The 18,133-nt window shown below is 66.6% G+C and carries 20 protein-coding genes and 1 tRNA gene; 7 read left to right on the top strand and 14 right to left on the bottom strand.

What is annotated here, in order from left to right:
* The first annotated feature begins 101 nt into the window (after window positions 1-101).
* Genes AU072_RS24575 through AU072_RS24590 form a run of 4 tightly spaced genes read left to right on the top strand, consistent with a single transcriptional unit; the run spans window position 102 to window position 2,620 of the window.
* On the top strand, window positions 102-539 hold the full coding sequence (locus AU072_RS24575) for a Zn-ribbon domain-containing OB-fold protein (RefSeq protein ID WP_064416179.1): 438 nt from the start codon (window positions 102-104) through the stop codon (window positions 537-539).
* Entirely contained in the window at window positions 521-1,735 is a 1,215-nt protein-coding gene (locus AU072_RS24580; RefSeq protein WP_201028907.1) for a lipid-transfer protein, read from the top strand. Before AU072_RS24575 ends, AU072_RS24580 begins: the two co-directional genes overlap by 19 nt.
* Window positions 1,725-2,399 (top strand): YwaF family protein, encoded by a 675-nt coding sequence (locus AU072_RS24585; RefSeq protein ID WP_064416306.1) that lies wholly within the window; start codon window positions 1,725-1,727, stop codon window positions 2,397-2,399. Before AU072_RS24580 ends, AU072_RS24585 begins: the two co-directional genes overlap by 11 nt.
* Entirely contained in the window at window positions 2,378-2,620 is a 243-nt protein-coding gene (locus tag AU072_RS24590; RefSeq protein ID WP_234787747.1) for a DUF167 domain-containing protein, read from the top strand. The genes AU072_RS24585 and AU072_RS24590 overlap by 22 nt, the downstream gene beginning before the upstream one ends.
* 13 nt (window positions 2,621-2,633) lie before the next feature.
* Here AU072_RS24590 and AU072_RS24595 read toward each other — a convergent pair whose 3' ends face one another.
* The 6 genes from AU072_RS24595 to AU072_RS24620 all read right to left on the bottom strand — a co-directional run bounded on the left by AU072_RS24595 (window position 2,634) and on the right by AU072_RS24620 (window position 8,523).
* A complete protein-coding gene (locus AU072_RS24595; RefSeq protein WP_064416180.1) occupies window positions 2,634-3,386 on the bottom strand; it encodes an ABC transporter ATP-binding protein in 753 nt (250 codons plus the stop codon).
* Window positions 3,370-4,197, bottom strand: coding sequence for an ABC transporter ATP-binding protein (locus tag AU072_RS24600; protein ID WP_064416181.1), 828 nt, complete (start codon window positions 4,195-4,197; stop codon window positions 3,370-3,372). Before AU072_RS24600 ends, AU072_RS24595 begins: the two co-directional genes overlap by 17 nt.
* The gene (locus tag AU072_RS24605; RefSeq protein ID WP_064416182.1) at window positions 4,194-5,363 is read right to left on the bottom strand and encodes a branched-chain amino acid ABC transporter permease; all 1,170 of its coding nucleotides are present in this window, start codon (window positions 5,361-5,363) and stop codon (window positions 4,194-4,196) included. Before AU072_RS24605 ends, AU072_RS24600 begins: the two co-directional genes overlap by 4 nt.
* Window positions 5,360-6,406, bottom strand: coding sequence for a branched-chain amino acid ABC transporter permease (locus AU072_RS24610; protein ID WP_064416183.1), 1,047 nt, complete (start codon window positions 6,404-6,406; stop codon window positions 5,360-5,362). Before AU072_RS24610 ends, AU072_RS24605 begins: the two co-directional genes overlap by 4 nt.
* Window positions 6,407-6,488: 82 nt before the next feature.
* Window positions 6,489-7,703 (bottom strand): branched-chain amino acid ABC transporter substrate-binding protein, encoded by a 1,215-nt coding sequence (locus tag AU072_RS24615; RefSeq protein ID WP_064416184.1) that lies wholly within the window; start codon window positions 7,701-7,703, stop codon window positions 6,489-6,491.
* Window positions 7,704-7,890: 187 nt separating this feature from the next.
* Window positions 7,891-8,523: a two-component system response regulator PdtaR gene (locus tag AU072_RS24620; RefSeq protein WP_064416185.1), complete on the bottom strand. Its 633-nt coding sequence runs from the start codon at window positions 8,521-8,523 to the stop codon at window positions 7,891-7,893.
* Window positions 8,524-8,615: 92 nt separating this feature from the next.
* On the opposite strand from AU072_RS24620, the gene AU072_RS24625 reads away from it, so the two are divergent.
* Both AU072_RS24625 and AU072_RS24630 read left to right on the top strand, forming a co-directional pair.
* Window positions 8,616-8,692: transfer RNA gene (locus AU072_RS24625), tRNA-Leu, on the top strand.
* Between the two features lie 47 nt (window positions 8,693-8,739).
* Window positions 8,740-10,041, top strand: coding sequence for an adenylate/guanylate cyclase domain-containing protein (locus AU072_RS24630; protein WP_082681019.1), 1,302 nt, complete (start codon window positions 8,740-8,742; stop codon window positions 10,039-10,041).
* Here AU072_RS24630 and AU072_RS24635 read toward each other — a convergent pair.
* The 8 genes from AU072_RS24635 to AU072_RS24670 form a co-directional block, all read right to left on the bottom strand.
* Window positions 10,016-10,465, bottom strand: a complete 450-nt coding sequence (locus AU072_RS24635; RefSeq protein ID WP_064416186.1) for an SRPBCC family protein — start codon at window positions 10,463-10,465, stop codon at window positions 10,016-10,018. The two genes, AU072_RS24630 and AU072_RS24635, sit on opposite strands and share 26 nt — an antisense overlap.
* A 121-nt stretch (window positions 10,466-10,586) precedes the next feature.
* Window positions 10,587-11,078, bottom strand: coding sequence for a Dps family protein (locus AU072_RS24640; protein WP_064416187.1), 492 nt, complete (start codon window positions 11,076-11,078; stop codon window positions 10,587-10,589).
* A gap of 55 nt (window positions 11,079-11,133) precedes the next feature.
* Window positions 11,134-12,864 (bottom strand): DUF2339 domain-containing protein, encoded by a 1,731-nt coding sequence (locus tag AU072_RS24645; RefSeq protein WP_064416309.1) that lies wholly within the window; start codon window positions 12,862-12,864, stop codon window positions 11,134-11,136.
* Between the two features lie 43 nt (window positions 12,865-12,907).
* Complete coding sequence (locus AU072_RS24650) at window positions 12,908-13,561, bottom strand: response regulator (RefSeq protein ID WP_064416188.1); 654 nt, start codon at window positions 13,559-13,561, stop codon at window positions 12,908-12,910.
* Window positions 13,534-14,661, bottom strand: coding sequence for a MacS family sensor histidine kinase (macS, locus tag AU072_RS24655; RefSeq protein WP_174523818.1), 1,128 nt, complete (start codon window positions 14,659-14,661; stop codon window positions 13,534-13,536). Before macS ends, AU072_RS24650 begins: the two co-directional genes overlap by 28 nt.
* 4 nt (window positions 14,662-14,665) lie before the next feature.
* A complete protein-coding gene (locus tag AU072_RS24660; RefSeq protein ID WP_064416311.1) occupies window positions 14,666-15,418 on the bottom strand; it encodes an amino acid ABC transporter ATP-binding protein in 753 nt (250 codons plus the stop codon).
* A gap of 5 nt (window positions 15,419-15,423) precedes the next feature.
* The gene (locus AU072_RS24665; protein ID WP_064416189.1) at window positions 15,424-16,356 is read right to left on the bottom strand and encodes an amino acid ABC transporter permease; all 933 of its coding nucleotides are present in this window, start codon (window positions 16,354-16,356) and stop codon (window positions 15,424-15,426) included.
* Window positions 16,357-16,367: 11 nt separating this feature from the next.
* Window positions 16,368-17,216, bottom strand: coding sequence for an ABC transporter substrate-binding protein (locus tag AU072_RS24670; RefSeq protein WP_082681015.1), 849 nt, complete (start codon window positions 17,214-17,216; stop codon window positions 16,368-16,370).
* 255 nt (window positions 17,217-17,471) lie between these two features.
* Here AU072_RS24670 and AU072_RS24675 point away from each other — a divergent pair, with 255 nt between their 5' ends.
* On the top strand, window positions 17,472-18,074 hold the full coding sequence (locus tag AU072_RS24675) for an HdeD family acid-resistance protein (RefSeq protein ID WP_064416191.1): 603 nt from the start codon (window positions 17,472-17,474) through the stop codon (window positions 18,072-18,074).
* Window positions 18,075-18,133 lie beyond the last annotated feature (59 nt).

Below are 18,133 nucleotides of genomic sequence, written 5' to 3' on the forward strand. Positions count from 1 at the left end.
CTGCGTCGAATCATTTCGCACACTCACGACGTGGCAGACCGTTCGTCCCACTGAACTGGAACACGTTTCAGTTCTGCCGCACGACTCGGTACTCTGAGCGCGTGTCAGCTTCCACTCAGCCCGCGATCGACGGCTGGTTCGCCACCGACGGGTCCGGAGAGGCCTATCTGATCGGCGGCAAGTGCCACCAGTGCGGCACCTACGTTTTCCCGCCCCGCGCCAACAACTGCCCCAACCCGGCATGCGACGGTGACGAACTGGCGCAGGTTCCGCTGTCGCGGCGCGGAACCCTGTGGAGCTACACCGAGAACCGTTACGCTCCCCCGCCGCCGTATCCCGCGCCGGATCCCTTCGAGCCCTTCGCCGTTGCCGCGGTACAGCTCGCCGACGAGGGCCTGATCGTGCTCGGCAAGGTCGTCGAGGGAACCCTGGCCGCCGACCTGAAGGTCGGGATGGAGATGGAACTGACCACGATGCCGTTGTTCGTCGACGACGACGGTGTCGAACGTGTCGTCTACGCATGGAGGCCCGCCTCATGAGTCCCGAACCGCTGTACATCCTCGGCGCCGGCATGCACCCGTGGGGGAAATGGGGCCGCGACTTCACCGAGTACGGCGTCGTGGCCGCGCGGGCGGCGCTGGCCGAGGCGGGTCTGGATTGGCGTCAGATCCAGCTCGTCGCGGGAGCCGACACGATCCGCAACGGTTACCCAGGATTCGTGGCCGGCTCGACGTTCGCGCAGAAGCTGGGCTGGAACGGTGTGCCCGTGTCGTCGAGTTACGCCGCGTGCGCCAGCGGCTCGCAGGCACTGCAGAGCGCCCGGGCTCACATCCTCGCCGGATTCTGCGATGTGGCGCTCGTGATCGGCGCCGACACCACCCCGAAGGGCTTCTTCGCCCCGGTCGGCGGCGAGCGGAAGAACGACCCCGACTGGCAACGCTTCCACCTGATCGGTGCCACCAACACCGTCTACTTCGCCCTGCTGGCTCGCCGCCGCATGGACCTCTACGGGGCCACGCTGGAGGATTTCGCCGCGGTGAAGGTGAAGAACGCCAAGCACGGGTTGGACAACCCGAACGCGCGCTACCGCAAGGAAGCCACGATCGACGACGTGCTCGCCAGCCCGGTGGTCTCCGATCCCCTTCGGCTGCTTGATATCTGCGCGACGTCGGACGGCGCGGCCGCGTTGGTGGTGGCGAGCAAGTCGTTTGCCGAGAAGCATCTGGGCTCGGTCGACGGGGTGCCGTCGGTGCGCGCGATCAGCACGGTGACACCGCAGTACCCGCAGCATCTGCCCGAATTGCCGGACATCGCAACCGATTCCACGGCAGTGGTGAATGCGCCCGAGCGAGTGTTCAAGGACCAGATCCTCGACGCCGCCTACGCCGAGGCCGGTATCGGCCCGGAGGACCTGAGCCTGGCCGAGGTGTACGACCTGTCCACCGCGCTGGAACTCGACTGGTACGAGCATCTGGGTCTGTGCCCCAAGGGGGAGGCCGAGCAACTGCTGCGCAGCGGTGCCACGGCGATCGGCGGGAAGATCCCGGTGAACGCGTCCGGCGGCCTGGCGTGTTTCGGCGAAGCCATTCCGGCGCAGGCCATCGCGCAGGTGTGCGAGCTGACCTGGCAGCTGAAGGGACAGGCGACCGGCCGCCAGGTCGAGGGTGCCAAGGTCGGCGTCACCGCCAACCAGGGCCTGTTCGGGCACGGCTCGTCCGTGATTGTTGCTCGCTAGGCAGTTCGAACCGTACGGCCCCTCGTACTGGGGCGCCATCGCCGTGTTCGTGGCCGGCGCCGTCGTGCTGGTGTGGACGGGCCGCAGACAGACGGATGCCCAGGCACAGCGGTGGGGCCGTGCGCTCGGCGGGCTGACGGCGCTGATCTACGCCGCGATCCTGGTTTACAACCTGGTGCCGCCGACGCTGGCCGGTTCGGTGCCGCTTCAGCTCACCGACCTGGCGACCGTCGTCGCGGCCTACGCACTGTGGTCCCGACGGCAGTGGGCGTATGCACTCACCTACTACTGGGGTCTGGTGCTGAGCGTGCAGGCGCTGATCTCACCGGTGTTGCGGGGCCCCGACTTTCCGCACTACCGCTTCCTGGCCTTCTACGCGATCCACCTGCTCGTGGTGTGGGCGGCGATCTATCTGACGTGGGGCCGCGGTATGCGGCCCGATTGGCGCGACTACCGCCTGGCGGTGGCGGTCACCAGCGTGTGGGCGGTGGTGACCGTCGTGTTCAACAGGATCGCCGACACCAACTACGGCTTCACGAACTACAAACCGGATACCGCGTCGGCGTTGGACATCCTGGGGCCGTGGCCGGTGTACGTCGTGGTGACCGCCGCGCTGGTGTTCGCCGTGTGGGCGTTGATGACATGGCCCTGGGTGCGGCGATGATCGTCGTCGTCCGGGTCAAGCCCGGCAGCGCGAAGGGTCCGCTGGTGGAGGTCGACGACGCCGGCGAGCTGACGGTGTACGTGCGTGAGCGCGCCGTCGACGGTAAGGCCACCAAGGCCGTCACCAAGCTGCTTGCCGAACATTTCGGGGTCGCGCCAAGCAGGGTCACACTGGTCTCCGGCACAACGTCGCGGATCAAGCGCTTCACAATCGAGCGTTGAGCGCAAAGTCAGGTCAGGCGACGCCGAGGTAGGCGGCGCGAATGCTGTCGTCGCTCAACAGCTCTCGGGCGTTCCCGGTGCGCGTGACCTCACCGGTCTCCAGGATGTAGGCCCGGTCCGAGCGGCTCAGTGCCTGCTGCGCATTCTGTTCCACCAGCAGCACGGTGGTGCCCTGGGCGTTGATCTCGGCGATGATCTTGAAGATCTGTGAGATCACCATCGGTGCCAGGCCCATCGACGGCTCGTCGAGCAGCAGCACCCGCGGCCGGGCCATCAAAGCACGGCCGATCGCGAGCATCTGCTGCTCACCACCCGACAGCGTGCCGCCGACCTGGCTGCGCCGCTCGGCCAGGCGCGGAAACGTCTCCAGGACCCAGTCCAGCCGCTGCTTGTGCTCGGAGCGGGAGGGGAACCTGCGGCCGTAGCAACCCATTTCGAGGTTCTCCACGACCGTCATCCCCGGGAACACGCCGCGCCCCTCGGGCGCCTGCACCAGTCCCTCGATCACGCGTTGGTGGGCCTTGACCTTGCTGATGTCGCGACCCTCGAACCAGATCGAGCCCGCCGTCAGGGGCAGCAGACCCGAGATGGCGCGCATGGTGGTCGTCTTGCCGGCGCCGTTGGAACCGAGCAGCGTGACGAGCTCACCTTCGTGAACCTTCAACGAGATACCGTGCAGTGCACGGATTCTCCCGTACTGCACGACGATGTCGCGCAACTCGAGGATGACGGGTCGTTCGGATGCCTGATCACTCGACAGCGTCATCGGACACCCCCAGGTAGGCTGCGATGACCTTCGGGTCCTCACGGATCTCGGAAGGCAGGCCGTCGGCGATCTTGCGCCCGAACTCCAGCACCACGATGCGGTCGGTCACCCCCATCACCAGCCTCATATCGTGTTCGATCAACAGCACCGTGTAGCCGTCGTCGCGGATCTTCTGGATCAACTCGATCAGGGAAGCCTTCTCGCGCGGGTTGAACCCGGCGGCCGGTTCGTCCAGACACAACAGCTTCGGTTCGGTGGCCAGTGCGCGCGCGATCTCCAAGCGGCGCTGGTCGCCGTAGGGCAGATTCTTGGCCTTCTCCTCGCCGCGGTGCCCGATCCCGACGAAATGCAGTAGCGCCGCCGATCTTTCGATGGCCGAGCGCTCCTCGCGGCGGTGACGCGGGGAGCGGACCAGCGCGCCCGGCACCGAGGTGAAGTGCCGGGCGTCGGTGCCGACCATGACGTTCTCCAAAGCCGTCATCTCCCCCCACAACCGGATGTTCTGGAAGGTGCGGGCGATACCGCGCCGGGTGATCTGGTGACGTTTGATCCGGCCCAGCGGCGCACCGTCGAACGTGACCGTGCCCGACGTGGGGCGGTACACCCCGGTGATCGCGTTGAAGCATGTGGTCTTGCCCGCGCCGTTCGGCCCGATCATGCCGAGGATCTCACCGCGGCGGATGTCGAACGACACCGAGTCCAGGGCTGTCAGGCCGCCGAACTTCATTGTGAGATCGGTTGTCCGCAAGAGGATTTCACCCTCAGCGGCCTGGATCTCGCGGTGGACGCCCGCCAGCTCTTCGATGGTCATCGCGCCGACTCCTTCTCCGGCGAACGCAGCAGGTCGCGTGCGGCCTTGCCGTAGGCCAGTAACTGCGCTCGTGCCGGGAACAGGCCCTGCGGCCGGAAGATCATCAGCATCACCAGCGCCAGCCCGAAGAACAGGTACTTCAGGTCACCGAGGTTGATGCCGAGGAACTCCACACCCAGCAGCCGGTTCGGCAGGTAGACGATGATGAACGCACCGACCACCACGCCGAGCTTGTTGCCCTGCCCGCCGAGCACCACCGCGCACAGGAACAGCATCGAGTTGATGATGTTGAACGTCGGTGGCGCCACGAACTGCACCTGGCCGGCGTACAGCGCGCCCGACAGCCCGCCGATCGCCGCCCCGATGACAAAGGCCCACAGTTTGAACCGGAACGTGTTGACGCCCATCACTTCCGCGGCGTCCTCGTCCTCGCGGACCGCGATCCAGGCACGTCCGACGCGGCTGCGTTCGAGGTTACCGACCAGGACCAGGATGCCGATCATCAGCACGATGCCCAGCCAGAACCACCACGTCCCGTAGTTGGCGTCGCCCGCGGAGTTACCGCTGGAGAAGACGCCGTCGGGCACGCGTTCGCTGGCACCCACCCGCGGGTAGGCGACCTCGTTGAGGCCGCGGGGCCCATTGGTCACCTCGGAGAGGTTGTCGGCCATGAGCCGGATGATCTCGCCGAAACCCAGCGTGACGATCGCCAGATAGTCGCCGCGCAACCTCAGCGTCGGCGTGCCCAGGATGAGACCCGTCAGTGCGGTGATGGCCATCGCCAGCGGCACACAGGCCAGCCACGCCCAATCCTCGTTGAACCATCCCGTGGCGCCCATCTTTTTCCACGGACTGTTCGGACTGGTCAGCAGCGCAACGGTATACGCACCGACGGCGTAGAAACCGACGTAGCCGAGGTCGAGCAGGCCGGCCTGGCCGACGACGACGTTGAGGCCGATCGCGATGATCGCGACCATCGCGAACTGTGCCATGGTGCCGCCGAAGCTGATGTTCGGCGTGTCCAGGAAGGGCGGGGGGAACAGCGGCAGCAGCGCGAGCAGGCCGAACGCGATCAGACCGAAGCCCCACTTCTGTACGCGGGAAAGCCCGTCCCACCAACGACGCAGTGCGTCGCCGGGTGCCAAGACCTTCTCGCTGGCCCTCATGCGCGCGCCTTCCCGAGGCTTTCCCCGAGTATCCCCGTCGGCCGGAAGAACAGAACCAGGACCAGCAGCACGAAGGCCACGACGTCACGCCACTGGGTTCCGAACACGGCCTGCCCGTAGTTCTCCATGATGCCCAGCAGGAGCCCACCCAGCAGGGCGCCGCGCAGGTTGCCGATGCCGCCGAGGACCGCGGCCGAGAACGCCTTGATGCCCAGCAGGAATCCGCCGGAGTAGATGATGCCCTGGGGCACCTTCAGCGTGTACAGCAGCGCGGCGGCCCCGGCCAGCAGGCCTCCGATCAGAAACGTCGTCATGATGATGCGTTCGCGGGAGACTCCCATCAGGGTCGCGGTGTCCGGGTCCTGGGCCACCGCCCGAATCCCGCGCCCGAACCTGGTTCGGTTGATGGTCAGGTCGGTCATCAAGGCGAGGACCAACGCCGCACCGACGATGATCAGCGTGATGTTGGAGACCGCGGAACCGAACACCGTGAACTGGGTTTCGGGGGCGACGAGCCGGATCGGTTGTTGCGCGTTGGATCCGCCGTACCCGTCGATGATCTTCGGCAGGATGAAGTGCACGAACTCCTGCAGCACGAACGACATGCCGATCGCGGTGATGAGAAACGACAGCCGGTCGGCTTTCCGTCGCCGCAGCGGCCGGTAGGCCACCGCCTCCAGGCCGACCGCGGTGGCGCCGGACACCGCCATCGCGAACAGCATGGCGATACCGAGATAGAGCACCGTCAGCGCGATGCCCTTGTCGTAGGTGTTACCGCTCGGTGTGAAGCCCAGGATCATGTCGAGGCAGAAGTAGGCGCCGAACATGCCGAACATGAACACTTCCGAATGCGCGAAGTTGATCAGCTTGAGCACGCCGTAGACCAACGTGTAGCCGACGGCCACCAACGCATAGATCGCGCCCCACGACAGGCCGTCGATCGTCAACTGCCAGAAGCCGTCTCGCAACCCGTCCAGGTTGAAGCTGATGTTCGCGGCCAAGCAGGTGTACTGGTCGACGCACTCGGGTGGGATCCCGGTCATCCGGTGGCGGCTCCTCGCGGGAACGGGCCTTTAGCGAAAACGCGTCCGAGCCTTGCGGTCTCGGACGCGTTCGCCTCAGCGGCTATTGAACTTTGTAGATCCAGATCAAGCTGGTGGTCAGCTCACCGTTCGGGGTCCACTGGTACTGCCGGGCCACGCCGCGACCGTTGTAGTTGCGGACGAAGTCGAGCAGCGCGGGCCGGGTGATGGCGCCGGAGTCGATGCCCTTCAGCAGGATGGTGCCCAGGTCGTAGCCCTCGCTGCTGTAGGTGCCCGGTTCCTGGTTGAACTTCTTGGTGTACTCGTCGGCGAAACTGCCGGTGGCCGGGCCGCACGGGCAGGACAGCACGGCGTCCTTGGACGCGTCGCCGGCCTGCTTCACGAATTCGGGGTCCTTGGTGCCGTCGGCGCTGGCGAACGTCCCTTCGTACCCGCCGTCGCGCAGCTGCTGTACGAACGGCGCCGCCTCGGCGTAGTAGCCGCTGAAGAACACCGAGTCCGGGTTGGCGCCCTTGATCTGGGTCACCGCCGCCGAGAAGTCCTTGTCGCCCTTCTTGACCGAGATGTTGCAGGATGAGTCGGCCACCGGGCCGAGCGTCTCGCGAACGGTCTGCCCCAGCCCCAGGCCGTAGTCCGTGCTGTCGTCGACCACGCAGACCTTCTTGTGGCCGAGAGTGTTCTTCAGATAGTTGGCCACCGAAGGCCCCTGCACGCCGTCGTTGCCCAGACCGCGGAAGAAGGTTCGCCAGCCCTTGTCGGACAGCGTGACGTTGGTCGCCGAGGCCGTTGCGGCGACGAGACCGGCCTGATTGAAGACGTCGCCGGTGGCCATGGTCTCGCCGGAGAAGGCGGGACCGATCAGGCCGATGGTGAACGCGTCGTTGATGATCTGCGGCGCGATCTGGGTGGCCTTCTGCGGGTCGCCTTCGGTGTCGAAGGTCTTCAACTGGACCTGGCAACCCGGGTTCGCGGCGTTGTGCTTGTCCACCGCCAGCTGGATGCCGTTCTTGATGTTGATGCCCAATGCCGCGTCGGGGCCGTTGAGCGCACCGGCCATGGCCAGCGACACCGGCGGGCACTGCGCGTTACCGTCACCGGCGGGATCGGCGGGCGCGGCACCTTCATCGGCCTTGACCTCGGCCCCGCTCTCGTCGATCTGCACCTGCTCGACGATCTTCAGGGCGGTCTGCGCCTCACCGCCCTCGGTCGGCTCGGCCTGTTGGCAGCCGGCCATGCCGAGCACAACCAGACCAGCGCTGCTGATAGCAAATGCTTTCCGTGCCACGCGACCGCGCACGCTTCACCTCCGGGTCGTTGTGTTAGTCGGCTCCGGCGCCTCAGCCCGGCGGGCGGGGGCGGCGACGTTCCGGGAAGACCATAGCCAACGCTCGGCGCTGGTGCGCGCTGTTGAACGACGCGTCGCGGTCGCCGCGGTCAAACCGCGTCACCGGAAACGCAGTTTTTACCGGGCGCCGGGGCGGAAGTCAGCTCGGCTCCGACGCATCGCTGGGCGTGTCGAGGGTTTCGAGGACCACTTCAGCGACGCGTTTCATGGTGGTGCGCCGGTCCATCGCGGCGCGTTGGATCCACTTGAACGCCTCGGGTTCGGTCATCCCCTGTTTGGTCTGCAGCAAACCCTTGGCCCGTTCGACGAGCTTGCGCGTCTCGAGCCGGTCGGACAGCGTGGCGACTTCCTGCTCCAGCGCGGCGATCTCCCCGAAGCGGCTCACCGCGACCTCGATGGCCGGGATGAGGTCGGTGACGGTGAAGGGTTTGACCAGGTAGGCCATGGCGCCGGCATCCCTGGCGCGTTCGACCAGTTCCCGTTGGCTGAACGCGGTCAGGATGACGATCGGCGCGATGCGCTTGCTGGCGATCTCGGCCGCGGCGTCGATGCCGTCGCGACGGGGCATCTTGACGTCCATGATCACGAGGTCGGGTTTGAGGCTCTCGGCGAGATCGACGGCCTCCTGTCCGTCGCCGGCCTCACCGACGATCTCGTAGCCCTCTTCGCGGAGCATCTCGGCCAAGTCCATCCGGATGAGCGCTTCGTCCTCGGCGACGAGAACGCGGCGGCCCTTCCCGGCGTCGGGTGGTGCCCCAGCAGCGGTTGCCATGGAAACCATTGTGGCGGTAGCAGTGCCGTTCAGCGAGTTCGGGGCATCATCTAAGGTGGTAAGCCGCGCAACAGAGCCGTACACCTACCAGAGCCCTCGTAGCCCAATTGGCAGAGGCACACGACTCAAAATCGTGACAGTGTGAGTTCGAGTCTCACCGAGGGCACCACAAATCGGCAGGTCCAGCCCGTTCGGCGTTACGCTCTAATCGTGGAGATGAGGCTGCGGCCGGTCTGCGTGCCCGAAGTGGCGCTCCAGAACCGGACGCCCGCCCGGGTTCGGCACCACGCGGAAAGGTCCGTGCGACGCCGCCGGGTGCTCGACGTCACCGCAATGATCAGCGCGGCCATCAGCGCCTTCTTCGGGTTTCAGGGCCTGCTCGTCGGCGTCGAGGTGTGGTGGATCCCGGTCCTCAGCCTGGTCAGCGCCGTTGCGTTCGCCACCATCCCCCTGCTGTGCCGATTCGGCGAGCTGGTCGCGCCGCTGGTGTTCTTCGCCGTCGCGTACGTGACCATCGCGATCCAGTGCATACAGCTCGGCACGGGGTCGGGGCTGCAGTTCTACTTCGTCGTCGCGGCCGCGATCGTGGTGATCATCCTCGGCATCGACCACATCGTGCTGGCTTCGGTGCTGTCGGCGCTGGGCGCGGTGACGGTGGTGGCCCTGGAGTTCTTCGTCCCCGAAGACACCGGCATTCAACCGGACTGGGCCCGCACGACGTCGTTCATCCTCACCGTGGCCACGGCGTGGATCCTCGTCGTCGCCACGCTGTGGTTCGCGCTACGGGAGATCCGTCGCGCGCGGTTGGCGATGGAGGCCGAATACGAGCGCTCCGAACGTCTGCTGGCCAACATCCTGCCCGCGACCATCGCCGAGCGGCTCAAGGACCCGACCCGTACGGTCATCGCCGACAGGTACGACGACGCATCGATACTGTTCGCCGACATCGCCGGGTACACCGAGCGGGCCAGCGACACCAATCCCTGCGACCTGGTGCGGTTTCTCGATCGGCTCTACACCGATCTGGACGCACTCGTCGACCGTCACGGCTTGGAGAAGGTCAAGACCAGCGGCGATTCCTACATGGTGGTCAGCGGTGTGCCACACCCCCGCCCGGATCACCTCGAAGCGCTGGCCTGCCTGGCGCTCGACATGGCCGACGCCGTGGCCGACCTGCGCGACCCGCGCGGACGCAAGGTGCCCCTGCGAATCGGTCTGGCCGCGGGACCGGTCGTCGCCGGGGTCGTCGGGGCACGCAAGTTCTTCTACGACGTGTGGGGCGATGCGGTCAACGTCGCATCCCGGATGGAGACCACCGACGTCGAGGGACGCATTCAGGTGCCCCAGGACGTGTATGAACGCCTACGCAGCACGTTCGTGCTCGAGCCTCGCGGCGAGGTCGAGGTCAAAGGCAAGGGCGTCATGACGACGTGGTACCTGGTCGGACGTCAAGACGACGCGGCCGTGCGCGACGCGGTGGAACTCGAACCGCTCAGTTTTCGACCTCAGTCGGCTTGAGCCGCTCGGCCAGCGCGGCCAGCCGCCACAGGGTCTCCCGGTTACGGGGGTAGACGGCGATGTCGGTCAGCTTGTTGGGCATGACCGCCGCGGGACCGCTCACCGGGAACTCCGTCATCTCCACCCGGCAGCCGTCGGGGATGTCGTGCAGGCGCAAGATGATTCGCGCGCCCCCGAACGGACGACCCTTGGCGTGCAGTACCAACTCCTCGAGCGGCACACTCTTCTCGACCACGGTCTTGTCGTCGAGCAGCAGCGGCCAGACACCCACCGAATGACGGATCTCGGATCCCGGCGCCGGCCAGTTCGGGTCCACGGCGCGCATCCGGCTGTTGCCGACCACCCATTGCGAGTACGTCCACCCGTCGGCCATGACATCCCAGACCTGTTGACGGGATGCGTGAATATCGCGTGTCACAGTCACGGCCGGAGATATACCCGCATCGCGGAAAACGACTCACCCCCACGACTGTGCGATCGCAGACGCAAAACGCCGCGACCGGCGTTGTGAAACGCACAGTCGCGGCGTCGGTAATTCAGTCCCTCTAGACCTTGCGGTTCTCGGACTTGATCAACCAGGCCAGCTTCTCGAGGCCTTCGATCAGCTGATGGAGGATGTCGGCGGAGGTCGGGTCCTCGGCGTCCACGGAGTCGTGAACCTGACGCATCGTGTCGACAGCGGCGTACACCCGGCCCGTGATCAGGTCGACCGCATCCTGCGTGCTCACCGCGTAGGCGGGGAACTGCGGCAGCGAGGTGCCGGCGGTGACCGTGTCCGACCGTCCGTCGGGCCATGCTTCAAGCGCGCGCATCCGCTCGGCGATGGTGTCACTGCCCTCACGGGCGAAGTCGACGAGTTCGTCGAGCTGTAGATGAAGGTCGCGGAAGTTGGTGCCGACGATGTTCCAGTGCGCCTGCTTACCCTGGAGATGCAGCTCGACCAGATCGACGAGAACCCGCTGCAGGCTGTCGCTGAGTTCCGGCGAGGCCTCGAATGCCTGGATATCTGCTTCTGAACGACGTGTTGTGGTGGTCATGATCGCTACAACCCCTCCTTGTTTGGACTGATTCCAGTTTAGCATATTTTCCTGGTCAGAGGCTGTTTTGTTGGTCCTGTTTTTCCAGGAGACGGGCGTATCCGGCGCCCATGCCCAGCAGCACCAGCCCGACGACGATGAACACCACGACCCGGAAGATGCCGTCGAGGGTGCCCAGGTCGAACAGGAACAGCTTCGCCATCGCCGCGGCCACCAGCGCCAGTCCTCCGGCGATCGGAACGGACCGGTCGGCTCGGCCCAGCCGCGCCGCGTAGCCGAACAACGCGGCGGCCAGGCCGATCCAGCAGATGGTCGCCGCCATGTGCCCGGCATAGAACCCGCTGTCGGTGCCACCGATCAGTACGCCGGTGGTGACGGCGAAGGTGGTGACGGCGTATCCCGCGACGACGGCGGCGGCCGCCCACCAGGCGGAGTTGCGGCGGTCGAACGCCCACACGATCGTCACCGACCACGCGATCAGCAGGATGCTGGCGATCAGCGTCGACGCGGCCACCCCGGCGCTGGTCGACGTTCCCCACAGCAGCGTGTACGTCGGCGCCCAGCTCAGGTAGTAGATTGCGCCGACGGCTGCGAAGCCGATCGAGATCGCCTTGGCCATGGCGTGCTGCCGCCCTGCCGTGGCGACCACCAGCGCCATCGCCAACAGGACCGGCCCCGCGATCGGGCCGTCGAATGCCACCACCACCGCGGTCAGCGCCGACAGCGCCGAGAGCACCGTCCAGATGCGCCGCACCGCACCGTCGACTCCCGGCAACCGGTCGCTGATGAGCACGATGGCGAGCAGACCGGCCGCCAGTGCGGCCGCCATCAGCGCCGCGACGACGCGGTCGACGGCCAGCGCGACCGACAGCACGGGCAGCACCCCAGCGGCCGTCAGCACGGCCATCGCCGACTTGTTCGCCGTACCCGGCAGCAGGATGAGCGCGGCCGCGATCGCAAGCAGCGCCGCGATGCCACACGCCCCGACCAGCCACGGATCGCGTCCGTCGGCGAAGTACACCCCGAGCAGCGCCACCAACAGCGGCAGCGTGCCCGCCGCGATCCGGGCGGAGTGCAGCCAGAGCCAGTCCTTGCCGATCTGCACGGGCAGCGAGGCCGCCGACAGCGCAAGCATGAAGGCCACGAGCAGCAGCGTGACACCACCGACCACGATCGGCGCCAGCACCAACAACGGCACCAGCACGAGCAGCCCCAGCTGCTCGGAGTCCCAGCGCCTGGCCAACGTGAGCCCGCCGCCGCCGATCAGTGCGGCGAGAACCAGTCCGGCGGGCGCAGAGACCCAGTCGTAGATCGTCGTCAACGCGATGACGTCCATGTAGGCCGCGGCGATGCCGGTCGCCGTCAAGGCGACCGCCCCGGTGCGGCCGCCCGGCCTGCGGTACAGCCACCAGCCGGCACCCACAAGTCCACCGGCCAGTGCCGCCCCCGCCGCGACGCGGATCTCCGGCCGCAACAGCCCCGCCTGCGCGGCGAGCACGAGCAGGAACACCACCCCGATCAGCGTCACCGCGACACCGGCGACCGCCAGCAGCTTGCCGATCCAGCCCTCGTCCCGGGCCGGCTTCGGCGGTGAATACCCAACGGGCTCAACGTGTTGCGGCTGGTACTGCGGCGGCGCGGCGTAGGCGGGCGGCACGTGTTGTGGCGACGACGCCAGCTGCCGGTCGAGTTCGGTCAGGTCCGCCGACACCCGCGCCAGATAGGCGGAGATCGCGGCGACGTCAGCGGACAGGCGGGCGACAACAGCACGCTGCGGTTCGGTCATGCAGCCATCGTCGCAGCGCGACGGCGCCACGGGATGAGTAGGACTACTCGTCGAGCCCGTGTTCGATCGCGTATCGCGCCAACTCGACGCGGTTGGCGACCTGCAGCTTGCGGAACGTGGCCTGCACGTGGTTCTCGACGGTGCGGTGGCTCAGCGACAGCCGCGCGGCGATCTGTTTGGCGGTCAGCCCTTTGGCGACGTAGCGAAGTATCTCGGTCTCACGTTCTGTCAGGCTCGGGGTTTCCGGCCCGCTCCGGGTCTGGGCGATCCGCCGGTACTCGCCGAGCACCAGGCCAGCCAGACCTGGGGTGAACACGGCCCTGCCCTCGGCGGTGGCGCGCACCGCATCGCCGAGTTCCTGTTTCGATGCGCTCTTCACCAGGTAACCGGTCGCCCCGGCCTTCACCGCCTCGAGCACGTCCTCTCGTTCGTCGGATGCCGAGAGCACGAGGATCTTCGACGACGGCGACACCGCGAGCACTTCCGCGGTCGCCTGCGCGCCGTCACCGTCGGCGAGCCGCATGTCCATCACCACCACCTGGGGCTGGACCGCTGCGGCGCGGCGCCGGGCAGCGCCCACGCCGTCGGCGGTGGCGACCACGGTGAAACCGTCCTCTTCGAGGTCGCGGGCCACCGCGTCGCGCCAGATGGGATGGTCGTCGACCACCATCACCGTCGGGGTAGCGTCAGTTCCCATTCCGTCCCGCTCTCCGGCCCGGTGGTCAGCTTGGCGCTGCCACCCAGCCAGTTCATCCGTCCGACAATCGATTTCGCGACACCGATGCGGCCCTCGCGCACCGCTTCCTCGAGCCGTCCCTCGGGGATCCCGGTGCCGTCGTCACGGATGCTCACCGTGATCGTGTCGCCGAGGTCTTCGAGGAGCACATAGGCATGGGCACCCGGTCCGGCGTGGGCGACCACATTGTCGAGCGCGTTGACGACCGCGGCGGACAACTCCGTGGCGACGACGGCGTCGAGGAGCACCGGTTCGGCGGGCAGGCTGACCGAGACGCGGTCAGACGCGCGCTGTCGCAGCAACGCGCCGACGTCGGTCATCGCCCCGACGCGTGGTTCGGCCTCACCGGAGCTGACCAGCCGCCTCAACGCACGTTCCTGCTCGCCCGCGAGTTCGGCCAGTTCGGCTGTCGCTCCCCCGATTTCGCGGCCGCGGCGCGAGACCAGCGCGAGCACCTGGATGGCGCCGTCGTGCACTTCCCGAGACAGCCGTTCGCGCTCCTGATGGGCCGCCGCCAGCCGAGTCGCCTGCTCCAATTCGAAATGGGCCCGTCGCGCGGTCTGCGCGGCCATGCCCACCGCGAGGCCGACGGCGAGTTCGATGACGATGGTCGCGTTGCGGCCGAGGTCGTAGTTGATGAAGCCCTTGACGACGGTGCTGGCGGCCATCACGAGCACGCCGGTGAACATGCCCGCGATCGGCCCCGCGACGATCGCCGCCGAGATCGTCGCATTGGTGGCCCACAGCGTCGTCGGCCACGACTGGTTGTCGAACGCCCACTGGGAGGAGGCGACCACCTCGGTCGACAGAATCAACGTCAGGACCACCCCGATCTCGGCCAGGACGAACGCCGGGCGTCGGCCGAACCCCTGCAGATAGGCGACGGCGCACACGGCACTGAACCCCAGCAGCACGGCGAACAACGTCCACGCCACGCCCGGGCGATCCAGGTCGGGGTTCACCGACACCTGAAATCCGAGTGCGTACAGGCAACTCAGCAGTCGGAACACCTGGGCGGCCCGCCACAGCGGTGTCGCCGGATCCGGGGCATTGGCCGGCATCTGTCTACAGCACCTTGGACAGAAACGCCTTCGTGCGTTCGTGCTTCGGGTTGGACAGCACTTCGCGCGGCGGTCCGCTCTCCACGACCACGCCGCCGTCCATGAACACCAGTTGGTTGGCCACCTCGCGGGCGAACCCCATTTCGTGTGTCACCACCACCATCGTCATACCCTCGGCGGCAAGCGTTTTCATCACTTCGAGGACTTCACCGACAAGTTCGGGGTCCAGTGCCGAGGTGGGTTCGTCGAAGAGCATCAGCTTGGGGCTCATCGCCAGGGCGCGGGCGATCGCGACACGTTGCTGCTGGCCGCCCGACAGCTGGGCGGGATAGGCGTCGGCTTTGGTGGTCAGTCCCACCTGGTCGAGCAGGTCTCGGGCGCGCGCCACCGCCTCGTCCTTCTTGACGCGTTTGACGTGAATGGGCGCCTCGATGACGTTCTCGAGCACGGTGCGGTGGGGAAACAGGTTGAAGTGCTGGAAGACCATGCCGATGTCGCGGCGCTGCCGGGCCGCCTCCCGCGGGGGCATCTCGTGGATTTTGTTGCCCCGCTGCCGGTATCCGATCAGCTCCCCGTCCACATACAGGCGCCCGGCATTGACCTGTTCGAGGTGGTTGATGCACCGCAGGAACGTGGACTTGCCCGAGCCGGACGGCCCGACCATGCACAGCACCTCGCCGCGTCCGATCTCGAGCGTGACGCCCTTGAGAACCTGCAGCGCCCCGAAGTTCTTGCACACGGCCTCGGCTTTGACCATCGGTGTCACGGGTGCGCCTCCCCCAGCGTCTGCGCCTTGGCCAATGCCTCGAGTTGTTTGGTGGTCAGCTTGCGCGACGCACCACGCGAGTAGTAACGCTCCAGGTAGTACTGGCCGACCATGAGCACGCTGGTGATGGCCAAATACCACGTCGCGGCGACCAGCAGGAGTGGAACGGGTTCGAAGATGCGCGCGGCGATCTCGCGCGAGGTGATGCCGTACAAATCAAGCGTGAAAGGCACCGCGGTCACCAGCGACGTGGTCTTCAGCATGCTGATCACCTCGTTGCCGGTCGGTGGGATGATCACCCGCATCGCCTGCGGAAGCACGGTGCGCCGCATGGTCATCCCCCACGACATGCCCAGCGCCGTCGAGGCCTCGGCCTGCCCCTCGGGCACGGAACTGATTCCCGCACGGATGATCTCGGCCATGTACGCGGCCTCGTTCAGCGCCAGTCCGAGGATTGCCAGCAGGAAGGGGATCGACAGCGACTGCAGGTCCACCTGAAGCAGCGAGGGCCCGAACGGCACCCCGAGCTGAACGTTCTGGTAGATCGTCGGCAACAACCCCCAGAACACCAGCTGCACATACACCGGGGTGCCGCGGAAGATCCACAGATACACCCACGCAACGGCTTTCAACACCGGGTTCGGAGACAGCCGCATCACCGCGAGCAGCACACCCAGCACGATCGCGAGAACCATCGAGTAGATGGTCAGCTGCAATGTGTTGAGCACCCCGACCGTCAACACCCGTTCGTTGAAAAGGTACTCCCAGTACGTCGACCAGCGGTAGGAGTCGTTGGTCGCCGCGCCGTAGAGGAACAGGGCGACGAGTATGACGATGACGACCGCCGCCACCCACCGCCACGGATGGCGCAGCGGCACCGCATCGATGGCGGCAGGGGCATCGGGTGATGACGTGTCGACATCGCTCATGGAAACGTCCTCTACGAGACCGCGCCGTTGATGACGGGTTTGTCGATCATCCCGTTCTCAACGCCCCAGTTGACGGCGATCTCGCGGTAGGTGCCGGTTTCGATCAGATGCTCGAGCGCCTTCTGCAGTGACTGCGCGAGGGCCGACCCCTTCTGCACCGGCCATCCGTACGGCGCCGAATCGAAGATGTCACCGGCGGGTTCGAGCTTGCCGTTGCTCTGCTTGATCGCGTACGAGGTCACCGGGGAGTCCGCCGACATCGCGTCGACCTGACCGAGCACCACCGCGTTGGTGGCGGCGTCCTGCCCGTCGAACGGAACGATCTCGATCGGCGGCTTGCCGGCATCGGTGCACGCCTTACTCTTCGCCGGAAGTTCCTCGGCCTCTTGGGTGGTGGTCGCCTGCACCGCCACCTTCTTGCCGCACGCGTTGTTCGGGTCGATCGAGGATCCCGGCCGCTGCGCCCACATCGTGCCCGCGTTGAAGTAGGTGACGAAATCGACGGTCTGCTCGCGCTCTTTGGTGTCGGTGAACGACGACATCCCGACGTCGTAGGTGCCGCCTTGGATCGACGGGATGATCTTCGCGAAGTCCGATTCCCGGTAGTCGGGCGTCAATCCCAGGGTGGCCGCGATCGCGTTCATCAAGTCGACGTCGAAGCCGACGATCTTGCCGCTCGGATCCTTGAACTCGTTGGGCGGGTACGGAATGTTGACACCGACGACCAGCTCTCCGGACGACTTGATGTCCTCCGGAACGGTATTGGCGATCGCTTCGACCTTCGCCGCCGGCGCCGTGGGCGACGGACTGGTGGCATCCTCACCGGCACCGCCTCCCCCGCCGCTTGCGCATCCCGACATCGCCAGGGCGCCGGCCGCGGCGAATACGGCTGCGAAACGCCAGAATCTACCTCGACGGTTGTGACACTCACTTAACACGGATGCCTACTTTCTGCGTCGTGGGATCGGTGCGCAGCACCGGTACCGGAACAGTAGTAGAGACGCCACGCTGGGGCAGGGGAACCAAACGGCGCATGCGCCGGGGCTGACGACTGACGCCCGAATCGATATCGAAATGCGACGATCATTTCCGTTTGGCTATGCCACACTGCGCCCATGACTAGCACCGCGCCGCCCAACCTGATGCGGCATCTGTGGAAAACAACCCTGGTCTCCGGACTTCTCGCCGTCATTCTCGGCGCCCTCATCTGGCTGTGGCCTGGCAAGACAATCGTGGTCGCGGCGATTTTCTTCGGGGCGTACCTCTTGGTCGCCGGCATCACTCAGGTGATCTTCGCGTTCAGCCTCGACGTCTCAGCCGGCGGCCGCGTTCTCCTGTTCATTTCCGGCGCCGCGGCGCTGGTCCTTGCGGTGCTGTGCTTCCGTAGCCTGCAGGAGTCGATCCTGCTGCTGGCCATCTGGATCGGCATCGGCTTCATCTTCCGCGGCGTGGCGACGGCGGTCTCGGCCATCAGCGACCCGACGCTTCCCGGTCGCGCCTGGGAGATCTTCGTCGGCGTGATCAGCCTTATCGCCGGCGTGGTCATGCTCGCGCTGCCGTTCGAGTCACTCGCGATTCTGACGGTCGTGGCCGGCATCTCGTTGGTCGTGATCGGCATCTTCGAGATCGTGTCCGCCTTCGGGATTCGCAAGGCCTCCAAGCACCTTGACAACGCCGGAACACCCACCTCACCTGCGGCCGAGGAGCCGGTGAGCTAACCCACACTGACGTCTACTACACCCTGTCGTAGGCTGGAGCCACAGCCACGGAAGAGGGT

Source organism: Mycolicibacterium novocastrense, from assembly GCF_001499835.1.
Taxonomy (GTDB): Bacteria; Actinomycetota; Actinomycetes; order Mycobacteriales; family Mycobacteriaceae; genus Mycobacterium; species Mycobacterium novocastrense.